At 51.0% G+C, this 12343-nt stretch carries 14 protein-coding genes and 1 riboswitch; all 14 genes read left to right on the top strand.

What is annotated here, in order from left to right; all coding sequences use genetic code 11:
* Nucleotides 1-32 precede the first annotated feature (32 nt).
* The 14 genes from yabN to AC3WTP_RS20885 all read left to right on the top strand — a co-directional run bounded on the left by yabN (nucleotide 33) and on the right by AC3WTP_RS20885 (nucleotide 12306).
* Nucleotides 33-1538, top strand: coding sequence for a bifunctional methyltransferase/pyrophosphohydrolase YabN (gene yabN, locus AC3WTP_RS20950; protein ID WP_492396581.1), 1506 nt, complete (start codon nucleotides 33-35; stop codon nucleotides 1536-1538).
* Between the two features lie 212 nt (nucleotides 1539-1750).
* Complete coding sequence (locus tag AC3WTP_RS20945) at nucleotides 1751-2023, top strand: HU family DNA-binding protein (protein WP_492396580.1); 273 nt, start codon at nucleotides 1751-1753, stop codon at nucleotides 2021-2023.
* Nucleotides 2023-2301 (top strand): RNA-binding S4 domain-containing protein, encoded by a 279-nt coding sequence (locus AC3WTP_RS20940; RefSeq protein WP_458570733.1) that lies wholly within the window; start codon nucleotides 2023-2025, stop codon nucleotides 2299-2301. Before AC3WTP_RS20945 ends, AC3WTP_RS20940 begins: the two co-directional genes overlap by 1 nt.
* Before the next feature lie 235 nt (nucleotides 2302-2536).
* Nucleotides 2537-2581, top strand: a riboswitch (PreQ1 riboswitch).
* A gap of 162 nt (nucleotides 2582-2743) precedes the next feature.
* Nucleotides 2744-3448 (top strand): 7-cyano-7-deazaguanine synthase QueC, encoded by a 705-nt coding sequence (gene queC, locus AC3WTP_RS20935; RefSeq protein WP_492396579.1) that lies wholly within the window; start codon nucleotides 2744-2746, stop codon nucleotides 3446-3448.
* Nucleotides 3445-3933 (top strand): 6-carboxytetrahydropterin synthase QueD, encoded by a 489-nt coding sequence (gene queD / locus AC3WTP_RS20930; protein ID WP_458570735.1) that lies wholly within the window; start codon nucleotides 3445-3447, stop codon nucleotides 3931-3933. Before queC ends, queD begins: the two co-directional genes overlap by 4 nt.
* Nucleotides 3930-4673 (top strand): 7-carboxy-7-deazaguanine synthase QueE, encoded by a 744-nt coding sequence (gene queE / locus AC3WTP_RS20925; RefSeq protein WP_492396578.1) that lies wholly within the window; start codon nucleotides 3930-3932, stop codon nucleotides 4671-4673. The genes queD and queE overlap by 4 nt, the downstream gene beginning before the upstream one ends.
* Before the next feature lie 66 nt (nucleotides 4674-4739).
* Nucleotides 4740-5231: a preQ(1) synthase gene (gene queF / locus AC3WTP_RS20920; RefSeq protein ID WP_492396577.1), complete on the top strand. Its 492-nt coding sequence runs from the start codon at nucleotides 4740-4742 to the stop codon at nucleotides 5229-5231.
* A gap of 81 nt (nucleotides 5232-5312) precedes the next feature.
* The gene (yabP, locus tag AC3WTP_RS20915; RefSeq protein ID WP_492396576.1) at nucleotides 5313-5597 is read left to right on the top strand and encodes a sporulation protein YabP; all 285 of its coding nucleotides are present in this window, start codon (nucleotides 5313-5315) and stop codon (nucleotides 5595-5597) included.
* The gene (gene yabQ, locus AC3WTP_RS20910) at nucleotides 5594-6271 is read left to right on the top strand and encodes a spore cortex biosynthesis protein YabQ (RefSeq protein WP_492396575.1); all 678 of its coding nucleotides are present in this window, start codon (nucleotides 5594-5596) and stop codon (nucleotides 6269-6271) included. Before yabP ends, yabQ begins: the two co-directional genes overlap by 4 nt.
* Nucleotides 6272-6297: 26 nt before the next feature.
* Nucleotides 6298-6648 carry an FtsB family cell division protein gene (locus AC3WTP_RS20905; RefSeq protein ID WP_492396574.1) on the top strand — a complete coding sequence of 117 codons (351 nt, stop codon included), beginning with the start codon at nucleotides 6298-6300 and terminating at the stop codon, nucleotides 6646-6648.
* A 190-nt stretch (nucleotides 6649-6838) separates the two neighbouring features.
* Nucleotides 6839-7360 carry a S1 domain-containing RNA-binding protein gene (locus tag AC3WTP_RS20900; protein WP_492396573.1) on the top strand — a complete coding sequence of 174 codons (522 nt, stop codon included), beginning with the start codon at nucleotides 6839-6841 and terminating at the stop codon, nucleotides 7358-7360.
* A gap of 530 nt (nucleotides 7361-7890) precedes the next feature.
* Nucleotides 7891-10392 carry a stage II sporulation protein E gene (gene spoIIE / locus AC3WTP_RS20895; RefSeq protein ID WP_492396572.1) on the top strand — a complete coding sequence of 834 codons (2502 nt, stop codon included), beginning with the start codon at nucleotides 7891-7893 and terminating at the stop codon, nucleotides 10390-10392.
* 128 nt (nucleotides 10393-10520) lie between these two features.
* Complete coding sequence (locus tag AC3WTP_RS20890; RefSeq protein ID WP_492396612.1) at nucleotides 10521-11309, top strand: vWA domain-containing protein; 789 nt, start codon at nucleotides 10521-10523, stop codon at nucleotides 11307-11309.
* Nucleotides 11293-12306, top strand: coding sequence for a protein kinase domain-containing protein (locus AC3WTP_RS20885; RefSeq protein ID WP_492396571.1), 1014 nt, complete (start codon nucleotides 11293-11295; stop codon nucleotides 12304-12306). The genes AC3WTP_RS20890 and AC3WTP_RS20885 overlap by 17 nt, the downstream gene beginning before the upstream one ends.
* Nucleotides 12307-12343 lie beyond the last annotated feature (37 nt).

Raw genomic sequence — 12343 nt, 5'->3', positions numbered from 1 at the left:
TCACATCGATTTCGCCATAGGAGGCTTATACAATGAACGGTCAACTGACGGTCGTCGGCTTAGGAACCGGCGATCACACTCAACTCACGCTTGGTATCTGGCAGCTGCTGCAGGATGCTAAGCATCTATATGTCCGCACAGAGCACCATCCGGTAATGGAATTCCTGCGCGATCATCAGATTCGCTACACCACGTTCGACAGCGTCTATGAGGCGCATGACAGCTTCCCAGAGGTATATGACGAGATCGCGCGCCGCCTGCTTGAGAAGGCGCGGGAGCTGCCGGAGGAGAACATCATCTATGCCGTTCCGGGGCACCCGATGGTTGCAGAATCGACGGTCAGCCTGCTGAAGGAACGCTGCTCGGAAGCGGGGGTAGAGCTGCAAATATTAGGCGGAGAGAGCTTCTTGGATCAAGCATTTATCCGCTTGGGATTCGACCCGATCGATGGGTTCCAATTGATCGATTCTTCCCAAGTAACCGCTGCCGTATTGTCTCCCCAGCTGAACACCGTTATCGGACAAGTCTATGACGTATTCACGGCTTCAGACGTCAAGCTGGGCTTGATGGAATTGTACCCCGATGACTATGAGATCGTTGTTGGACACGCTCTCGGCATCCCGAGTCTAGAGCGAATCGTGCGAATCCCGCTGCATGAGCTGGATCACATCGAAGGGTACGGAAATCTATCGCTGATATGGGTGCCAAAAACCGACAGCCAGCGTGTTCACCATCGGACATTTGCCAAGCTGAAGGAGATCGTCAACATACTGCGCAGCCCAGGAGGTTGCCCGTGGGATCAAGAGCAGACACACCAGTCGATCCGGAAGAACTTGATCGAAGAAACGTATGAGGTGCTGGAAACGATTGATGACGACGATCCTACTGCGATGCAGGAGGAGCTCGGCGACCTGCTCATGCAGATTATGCTGCATTCGCAGATGGAAGATGAAGCGGGAGCCTTTAACGTTTATGATGTGATTCAAGGGCTGAATGATAAGCTGATATTCCGCCATCCGCATGTATTTGGAGATCGACATGCAGAGGATGCGCAGTCTGCACTAGGTAATTGGGAGCAGATGAAGGCAGAAGAGAAGCGGCTTAAAGGGATGACGAATGAGCGCACTTCCGTACTAGATGGCGTGCCGCGTGATCTTCCAGCTCTGATGAAAGCCTATAAATTGCAGAAAAAAGCTGCCAAGGTTGGATTTGATTGGGATCGTGTGGAAGATGTACTTGACAAAGTGGCAGAAGAATTGCAAGAATTGCAGGAGGCGGTCAAAGCTTGCGGAACAAAGGCGGGAGAGGTAGACTCAGTCCTTGCGGCGCAAGAGGAGCTTGGTGATCTTCTGTTTGCAGCCGTAAACGTATCGCGCTTTATAAGCGCTGATCCGGAGGAGGCTCTTACGATGACCAATCGCAAATTTGTGAAGCGTTTCCGATATATTGAAGAGCAACTTCGTATAAACGGCAAATCTTTTGACCAAACTGACTTACTAGAAATGGAGCAATGGTGGCAGGAAGCGAAACGGCTGTAGGTTTGTAGGTCTTATCTCCGGCGAATGGCGGCCTTATTCCCTATTTTTCGTCAAATTTTGAAAAAGTGCCGCGCTCGAGAAGGAATTTACACACAAAGCAAGAATACATACAGCGAACGTATTCCGTGGCAGTGGGTTACAAACGGTAGAACCGACCTTACCTAGCCATATAAGCTCTAGGAGTATTTAAGAGAATTGGGAGGCCAATAGACATGAACAAAACAGATCTGATCAACAACATTTCTGAGAAAAGCGGTATGACTAAGAAAGACGTAGAAACAGTATTGAACGGTTTCTTCGGTGAAGTAACTGACGCGCTCGTTAGCGGCGACAAAGTTCAATTGATCGGCTTCGGCACATTTGAAACTCGCAAACGCGCTGGCCGCACAGGTCGCAACCCGCAAACAGGCAACACAATCGAAATTCCTGAGTCCACTATTCCTGCTTTCAAAGCGGGCAACAAGCTTAAAGAAGCTGTAAAATAATGCGACTCGACAAGTTCTTGAAAGTATCGCGACTCATCAAGCGGCGTACAGTTGCTAAGGATGTGTCCGGTCAGGGGCGCGTTGTGTTGAACGGCCGCGAGGCGAAGCCAAGCAGCACAGTGAAGGTCGGAGACGAGATCACCGTGCAGTTCGGACAGAAGCTCGTTACCGTCCGTGTCGAACGTCTTCAAGAGACGACGAAGAAGGACGAGGCCGCAGGCATGTATACGCTGCTCCGAGAAGAACCGATTCCGAAGCAAGATGACTTTGGATGGTAATAAAGAATGTACATACAACCGTGTTGCTGCAGGAATGCAGTGGCACGGTTGTTTTTATGTAATGCTTAGAGAAGCTGTGTAGATGCTGACGTGCGGATTGTTGTACAAAGTACGAGCTAGAGTATGAGTTAGAGTGAGGGCGGTCACGTAACAGTTAGATTGTGACAATGATATCATGAACATTTATGTGATATAATAACATCCGACAACTTCATCGATTCCGCGTTCATCGGACGCGGGAGAGGTTCGCAACCCTCCCTCTATAAAAAACTAGGCCAACAGCACGGAACAGTTCTGAATTACGTTACCGTTTTTTTCGTGCTGCATTTGAAGATAAGCCAAGGGATGCGAGCAATTCGCGTCCCTTTTTATGTCGTGCGGCAGTCATCTTCATAACACGGTCTGCCTTTCACCGATCGAGGGAATAGAAAGGATGAGACACATGAATCAACAAGAGAAAGCGATCGTCGTATTCAGCGGCGGTCAAGACAGCACCACCTGCTTATGGTGGGCACTGAAGGAGTTCAAGGAAGTCGAAGCAATCTCGTTCGACTATGGACAGCGCCATCGCACAGAGCTCGACCATGCAGCGCGAATAGCTGCCGAGCTTGGAGTGCCGCACCGAATTCTCGACATGGCCCTGCTAAACCAGTTAGCGCCGAATGCGCTCACGCGCAGCGATGTAGCCATTGAGCATGAGGAAGGCCAGGTCCCGAATACATTTGTCGAAGGGCGGAACATGGTATTCTTCACCTTCGCAGCCATCTATGCCAAGCAAGCGGGCGCGCGTCATATTGTAGTTGGCGTGTGCGAGACCGACTTCAGCGGATACCCGGATTGCCGTGACGTATTCGTGAAGTCGCTCAATGTGACGCTGAATCTGGCGATGGACTTCGGCTTCGTCCTGCATACGCCGCTGATGTGGCTGAACAAGGCGGAGACATGGAAGCTGGCTGACGAGCTTGGGGCGCTGGACTTCGTGCGCGAGAAGACGGTTACCTGCTACAATGGCCTGCCTGGAGACGGCTGCGGCGAATGTCCGGCCTGCAAGCTGCGCCGCGCGGGGCTGGAGCAGTACTTGAGCGAACGCGACTCGGCTTCAGCATCTTCAGCATCAGATGTGGAACAGGAAGGGATACAGTCATGAGACAGCCTGGACCATACCGCATCGTAGAGCGCCTGCAGCAGTACAATCAGGACATTCAGCACCATGAGCTGCGATATCATCGCAAGCGGGTGCTCGTGAGCAAGGAATTTACGTTTGACGCAGCCCATCATCTGCATGCCTACGACGGAAAGTGCAAGAATCTGCACGGACATACGTACCGCGTCGTGTTAGGTATCAGCGGATATGTGAATGAGATCGGGCTTGCGCTCGACTTTGGCGATATAAAGACAATATGGAAAGACCGGATCGAGCCCTATCTCGATCATCGGTATCTGAACGAAAGCTTGCCAAACATGAACACCACTGCGGAAAATATGGTCGTGTGGCTGTTCGAGCAGCTGGAAGCGGCGCTGCAGGAGCCTGTATACGCGCAGGCCTGCGAAGGTGCGCGCACCGAATTCGTCCGACTCTATGAAACGCCAACCAGCTACGCTGAGGCGAGACGGGAGTGGATGGTCGAATGAGTACGCGCGCTGCGAATCCAGCACCTATTCCGGTGCTGGAGATATTCGGCCCGACCGTCCAAGGGGAAGGAATGCTGGTCGGGCAGAAGACGATGTTCGTGCGCACGGCTGGCTGCGATTACCGCTGCAGCTGGTGCGACTCTGCCTTCACATGGGACGGCAGCAGCAAGAAGGATATCCGCCTCATGACGGCGGACGCCATCATAGATGAGCTGCAGCGGCTCGCGCAGGGGAGACTCGCGCACGTCACTTTATCGGGAGGCAACCCTGCGCTATTGCCGCAGCTTGGCCCCTTGGTCGAACAGCTGCGAGCGCAGGGAGTTCGCACCGCGGTGGAGACCCAAGGCTCGCGCTGGCAAGATTGGCTCAAGCGTGTAGACGACGTCACCGTTTCTCCGAAGCCGCCAAGCTCAGGCATGGAGACCGACTATGCGCAGCTTGATTACCTGCTTGCGGAGCTCGTATCCAACGGCAGCAGCATGAATCTGAAAGTGGTCATCTTCGATGAGATGGACCTGCAGTATGCTGCCGCATTGCATGAGCGATATCCCGCAGTGCCGTTCTTCTTGCAGACGGGCAATGCGGACATCCACTCGAGCGATGATCATGAATTGGCTCTTGGGCTGCTGCGCCGCTATGAATGGTTGATCGACGCATCTAACCAAGATTCCCGTCTAAGCGATTGTCGAGTGCTGCCGCAGCTGCACACACTCGTATGGGGGAATAAGCGCGGGGTGTAACCCTTCATCGATCGAAGCAGATACGACTGTATATCATAAACACCAAACTTAGAGGAGCTGAGTATAATGGCAGGGCGTACAGAAGCTGAATTGCCGCTGACTCATCTTGGTCAGCATACGACTTATAAATCGACATACGCACCGGAGGTGCTGGAGTCCTTTCCGAACAAGCACCCGAACCGCGATTATTTTATAAAATTCAATTGTCCTGAATTCACGAGCTTGTGCCCAATAACCGGGCAGCCGGACTTTGCAACGATCTACATCAGCTATATTGCGGATGAAAAATGTGTAGAGAGCAAGTCGCTCAAGCTATACTTGTTCAGCTTCCGCAATCAAGGGGATTTTCATGAAGACTGTGTCAATATCATCATGAATGACCTGATCGCGCTTCTTGATCCGCGCTATGTCGAGGTGTGGGGGAAATTTACCCCTCGCGGCGGCATCTCTATCGATCCGTACTGCAATTACGGACGTCCGGGGACCGTCTACGAAGATATGGCCCGTAACCGTCTGTTCCAGCATGATATGTATCCGGAGAAGATCGACAATCGATAAGCCGGCACAGCAGGTGAAGAACTGGTTCTAAACTTGTACCACTCTCTCATAATCTAGTGAGGAGAAGGAGGGGTACAGGCTATGTACGAAACGAATAAACCGGCCAAGCGTCAAGAAATCAAGATGATGAATCGAAAAGTTCTGGAGATTAGCGGCGTGAGCAGTGTGGAAAGCTTCGACAGCGAGGAGTTTCTATTGGAAACGGAGTGCGGGTTCCTTACGATTCGCGGTCAAAACCTGCACATCAAGAATCTGAGCCTAGAGCAGGGGCTCGTTGCGATTGAGGGCATGGTGAACTCCTTAACTTACCTTGACGCCAATCAGCAGAAGACATCCAAGAACTTCTTCGGGAAGTTGTTCAAGTGACCCATCTCGATCTGTACGCACAGTGGATGACGGTGCTGTTGATGCTGTTTAGCGGTTTAGCGCTGGGAATAGCATACGACAGCTATCGTGTTGTAGCGCAACAGCTGGGCTTTCCACGGTGGACACTGCCATGCTTCGATATCGTGTATTGGCTCACAGCGACTTGGTTCGTGTTCCAGCTGCTCGTGAAAGGCAACCAGGGAGAATTAAGGTTCTATGTATTTTTGGGACTGGCGCTTGGAGCTTGGCTATATTATATATTGCTCAGTCGTGTGACAATCACATTGACGACTTGGATCGTCAAGATGTTCAAAGCAATCGTACGATTCCTCCTTCGGGTTTGTTATGTCGTGCTTGTACTGCCGACTAAGACTTTAATCCTATTTTTGTGGTCAACCGTCCGTTTTATAGGAAAAGCGGCTATGTTCATCCTAAAATTTGTGTTAAAATTGGCTCATCCATTGTGGCGGCTTGTACGATGGATGCTATCACCGTTAATTATGCCGCTGTGGAACCGTTGGCAGATGACAGCGAAGATCACACGAGCCCGAGATAGGATACTGCGTGCGGCTCGCTCGGTTTCAACGAGATGGAATCGGGTTAAGATACGTTGTGTCGGCTTATACCGCAAGGTATTAGGCTGGTTTAAACGTCCGCCCGATAAGACGAACTGAATCTGGAAAGAAGGAGGTACCCGAACATGGCTAGTGTCCAAGCAAGAACAAGATCCGTTGAAGCGAATAGGAATACTGAGAAGTTGAACGCAACCGTTCGCAAAGGGATGAAGCGACGGCTTCAGCTGTGGCTGTTGTTTATATGCGTATTCTTGTGTTGGGGCGGGTACACTTATGTCAGCCAGATGTTTACGATGCAGGATCTGGAGCAGGAGCAACAGGCGCGCAGTCAGGAACATAAGGAAGCGCTGGAAATACGCGACAATCTTCAAGAAGAGGTCGACAAATTAGATACAACAGAGTATATTTTACAAATCGCACGCAGTCGCGGGATGAAGCTTCCGGATGAGCGGTTTATTCGCAAGCAAGAAGAATAGGCTGCATTATGGGACAGCGATCAGTTGACCAACCCCGCGCTGTTACAGTATAATCACGACATAAGCAGTACTTTGCATAGGGAATATGTCCTCGTCGCAGCAGTCGGTGACCGAACATCCGAACGCTGCGGTGTTCACGTTTTTCGAGCAATGTACGGTTTAACATTCTAAGGGAGGAACGTTTTATTCTATGACAATTGAAGTGGGCACCAAGTTAGAAGGCAAAGTGACAGGCATTACGCATTTCGGAGCGTTCGTTGATCTGTCGGGAGGTGTCACAGGACTAGTTCACATCTCAGAGATTGCCGACAACTACGTCAAAGACGTCAATGACCATTTGAAGATTGACGATGTAGTCACTGTCAAAGTTATTAACGTCGACAAAGACGGCAAGATCGGCTTGTCTATCAAGCAAGCGGTGGATAGACCTGCATCGGAGCAGCGCCCGCCAAGAGCTCCTCGACCGGACCGTCAGGATCGTCCGGATCGTCCGGATCGTCAGGATCGTCAGGATCGTCCGAGTGGCGGAAGAGATAGTGGCGGTAGACCTGGGTTTGGGAATCGAGATCGCGGAAGAGGAAGATCTTCGTACAATACCCCTTCTTTTGAGGATAAAATGTCACGCTTCCTGAAGGACAGCGAGGAACGGATCTCATCGCTTAAGAAGAATACGGAAGGCAAGCGCGGTGGACGCGGCGCTCGTCGAGTCTAATAGGGAATTGATATACGATTATATAGAGCCGTATCGTGGTGGATATACACCACGATACGGTTTTTTTGCTATGTTACGCGCTTCTCGCAGTTATCCTCCGAATCTCCGACAGATAGCTCCGCAAGTGCTACTAATTTCGATCAGTGTGCATGATTCGTCAGCTAGACCCAACACAGGTGCAGTGTGTGGCGGAAGATGCGTTTCATTTCTTGGTTACACGCGCAATTGTCGGCTGAAAAAAGAGTTGCGACAGGAACCACCCCCAATAAGCAACCTTCACGGTGCGTTTGCAAGGGAATGGGCTCGAATCGATATAGGGAGTACAACTATAATCTGACAGTTAAACCCAGTCCGAACTCCATCAAACCTTGTCCAGTCAATGGGTTGCGTTCATTCGAGCTCCGTTTGTACGAGCCTCAATACCTGTCGGAAACTTTTTGTAAAGTGATACGAAGTTCTGACAAACGTTTCCAACTCTAGCTCCTATAATGAGAGGCACACGAATTAAGAGAATAGGTGGTGCTTGGTAGATGAACAAGGCTAAGATTATTCCGTTTCCGAGACAGGTATGGTATGAAGGGTTGCAAGAAGAGGCAGCTGCCATGGCTGCAAGCAAAACGAAACGGTGGCGGTTTGATCGTTTTAAGCAGCTGATCGGGACACGGAAATGGACCCTATTATTTATGGCCATCGGATTCTTGCTCGGACGAGCTGTCATCTTGGACGATTTATTTCCTTTTGCAGCTGCATTCTTTGCTGTTATGTATTTTACTAGGCGCGATCTAGCAGTCTGGACAGGGACAGTTATTCTGGCGGGCAGCTTATTTGCCTCAGAACCCACGACTGTCATGATCGGCGCACAGCTTTTGCTCATTATCTTGATGCAGCGAGGGTTGCAAGCCTTTGAACGATCGGAGATGAACTATGCGCCGTTTATGGTATTTATCGCGAATCTAGCAGTTCATCTATTTGTGACGATAATGGGTTCAGAGGTTACCTGGTATGCCGTATTGATGGACGTAACAGATGCGGTGCTCGGGTTCATGCTGACGCTTGTGTTTGTCCACGCGCTGCCAGTACTGATGCTGAACAAACGCAACAATTCCCTGCGAATGGAAGAGCTCATATGCCTGATGATTCTGCTGGCTTCGATGATGACAGGGGCGGTCGGCTGGAGCGTGCAAGGCTTGCAGGTGGATCATATACTCTCGCGCTATCTCGTCATGCTGTTCGCTTTCGTAGGCGGTGCGCCGCTAGGCGCCTCGGTCGGGGTCATCCTTGGACTTATTCTAAGCTTTGCGCAGCCGGGATCGATGCTGCAGATGAGCATGCTCGCCTTTGCTGGACTCCTCGCTGGATTGATGCGCGAAGGGAAGCACTTTGCAGTAGCCTTCGGCATGCTGTTAGGGACTGCCATTCTATCGGTCTACTTGGGACCGACCGAACTGATGCTGGCCTCGACATGGGAGACGATCGTCGCCGCCGCGTTATTTATACTAACCCCTCGTTCGATGGTAGAGACACTCGCGAAGTATATACCTGGAACGAATGAGCATACGAAGTCTCAACAAGATTATGCGAAGCGTGTCCGAGATATGACTGCGGATCGGGTGACACAGTTCTCTGAGCTGTTTCATCAGCTCTCGCGCAGCTTTGGACAGATGGCAGGGACAGGAGAATTAAAACGCAAGGAGGAGGATCTCAACTTATTTTTAGAGTCGGTCTCGAAGAAGACCTGCGCTGCCTGCCCGCGGCGTCAGGCTTGCTGGAACGGAAAATACCTGCAAACGATCACGTGGATGACCGACATGATGACTGCGCTGGAGCAGAATCAGGACTTTAAGGAGAAGCAAATTCCGCCACACTGGAAGTCAGCATGTTTGAAGATACCGGAGGTGTTGGCGCAGATGCGCGATCAGTATGCGCATTATAAGCAGGATCTGCAGTGGAGGAAGCAGGTGCATGACAGTCGATCATTCGTAGCGGAGCAGTTGGCAGGGGTATCTCGAGTAATGGATGACTTAGCGAAGGAGATTAAACGGGAAGGAAGGCAGATGTTTCTTCAAGAAGAGCAGATTCGCCAAGCGATGGATGACATGGGCTTATCCGTTAACCGGGTGGATATTGTGTCATTGGATAAAGGACATGTGGAGATTGAGATCGTTCATTCCTTTACAGAAGGGTATGATGAGTGCCGCAAGCTGATTGCGCCGCTGTTATCGGACATATTAGGCGAGCACATATCGGTTAGAGAGGATAGGCGAATAGGGGATGGAATGGAGAGTGTCGCCACATTCGTGACGGCCAAGTCCTACGATGTCAGCGTGGGAATAGCCGGAACAGCAAAGGGAGGAGAGCTATTATCAGGTGATAGTACGCATGCGCTTGAACTGGGCGGAGGCAAGTATGTGATTGCATTATCGGACGGAATGGGAAATGGAGAACGGGCAAGCATGGAGAGCAGCACAGCTTTAAATGTTCTATCACAGCTGCTGCAGTCAGGGATGGACGAGCATCTCGCCATTCAATCGGTGAATTCAATTCTGATGCTGCGCTCGACGGATGAAGTATACGCTACCGTTGATCTGGCGATCGTCGATATGTACAGCGCCAAGACGACGTTGTTGAAGAACGGATCTATACCGAGCTTTATTAAAAGTGGAATTGAGGTGCAAGCCGTATCTGCAGGCAATCTCCCACTCGGTATACTGCAGGATATCGATGTGGATGCCATTCATATGACGATGAAGCCTGGTGACCTTCTCATTATGATGAGCGACGGGGTATATGACTCGCCAGGGCCAGTCGTTAACCGGGATATGTGGATGAGGAGGCTTATATCAGAGATGGATACGGATGATCCGCAGGAGGCGGCCGATCTATTGCTCGATAGTGTTATTCGCGATGCGCAAGGTCAGATCTGTGATGATATGACGGTAGTCGTCACTAGAATTGAGCGCCATCTACCGCAGTGGTCAAGTATTCCCTGGACGGGACATGAACGAACGGAACGGCCGCTGACGGTCAGTTAACAGTCCACTTGGACTGCATATTAGATAATGGAAGAGGTGAAACTTGCAGCCTATCGATTAAACCCTCTCTAATAGGGCCATACTAGAATCATATTCTAGCGGCAATTATTAGGGAGGGCTTTATTATGTTGCGACAAATCTTGTTGATCACAGACGGTTGTTCGAATGTGGGCGTTCAGCCTGCTATTGCTGCAGCGCAAGCGCGAGAAGCTAATATTACTGTAAATGTAGTCGGAATTGTCGATGAAGGCGCGATAGGTGAGTACGGAGCTGCAGAGATTGCGGATATTGCCCGCGTGGGCGGCGGAATGAGCAGAATCGTCAATCAGCGTCAGCTCGCACAGACGATTCAGATGATGACTCGCAAGACGGTGGTGCATACCATTCATCAAGCGGTGAATCAGGAGCTTCGCCACATACTAGGCAAGGAGGGGGAATTGTCCACATTAGAGCACTTGCCTCCTGCTGAACGCTCGGAAATCGTTCAAGCGATGGACGAGATGGGGGAACATTCGCCGCTTCGCGTCGCGCTCGTAATTGATGCAAGCGCCAGTATGAAGCCGAAGCTGGCGGCAGTTGAGGAAGCGATCCGCGATCTCATGTTAAGTCTGCAAGCCAGACAGGGGAAGAGCGAGCTTGCGGTATTTCATTTTCCAGGCGCCCATAGTGATGAGCAGGTTGTGATGGACTTGGCATGGGTTGAAGATATGAGCAAAGTTAAGAAGCTGTTTCAACGAATTCAGATGCGCGGAACGACTCCAACGGGACCTGCGCTGCTGCATGTGGTAGACTATTATCAAAATGATAGTACAATAAAGGAAAGTGACCGAGTGGAAGAGCGCTCCTCTTCTTTGTTGGCTGCTCCTCGGCACGAAAGTACCGGAACGGATGGGATATGGAGTGACTACATCGTCTAATAACAGCTTACTTCAGAAGATACCGCTTCAGGTAGGCTCTGTGGTGACGGGTATATGGAACAAACACAAATATCGGGTTGAGAGGTTACTAGGAAGCGGCGCTAATGGTGTCGTTTATTATGTGACGCGAGCGAGCAGCCAATCGCAGCCATCGAATGAGCGCGGCAGGGGATTCGCTATGAAGCTCGGATTGGATGCTGTGGAATTCCAATCTGAGATTAACGCCTTGTCCTCCCTGGAAGAGGGAAGACGTCATATGAAGAGCGGGGCAGGGCGGCAAAGCGCCCGCCCTTTTCTTGTCGAATCGGACGATGTAGAGATCGACGGCACTCGCTATCCTTTCTATGTCATGCGATATGTGCAGGGTGTGACGCTTTCCGAGTACCTTGGCAGACGGGGATTGGATTGGTTCGGCGTCGTCGGCGGCAGGCTGCTGCGCAGGTTAGCGGAGCTGCATGCCTCAGGATGGGTATTCAGCGATCTCAAGGCTGAGAATGTATTGGTCACCCCTGACGGCGAAGCTGAGCTCGTGGATTACGGCGGACTGACACGTATTGGCAGCAGCGTGCGTCAATTCACCGAATGGTATGACCGCGGCTATTGGAATGGGGGTTTGCGGTCGGCCGATTTTGGATATGATCTGTTTGCCTATGCTGTTCTAATGGTACACTTATATCAGAAGGATCGGCTGAAGCAATGCGTGCGGGACTCGCTGCCGCAGGTGCGGCAACAGGAAGATCTGATGGAGATCATACGCGGGTGCTCTAAGCTGCGGCCCTATCATCATTGGCTGCACCGAGCTATATACGGAACCTTTGTGACAACAGATGAAGCTTTAGCTGAATGGCAGAAGATAGCCCAGACTGTATATCGCAGTGCAGGGAGACCGTCTCGACCAACTCCGCGTTGGCTGAAGGTTTCCTTTATCGGGTCTTTACTGATGGTGATACTGCTGTTGTTATATATGGTATGGTCTAATAATTTCGATCACGCATAGCGGTTGGAGCTCTTTAGTTCTAAGCTGAAGCTTGAAG

It is taken from the genome of Paenibacillus sp. EB106-04-04-XG159, assembly GCF_058791835.1.
The sequence above is the reverse complement of the archived record's forward strand: the minus strand, read 5'-3'. Positions and strand labels throughout refer to the sequence as shown.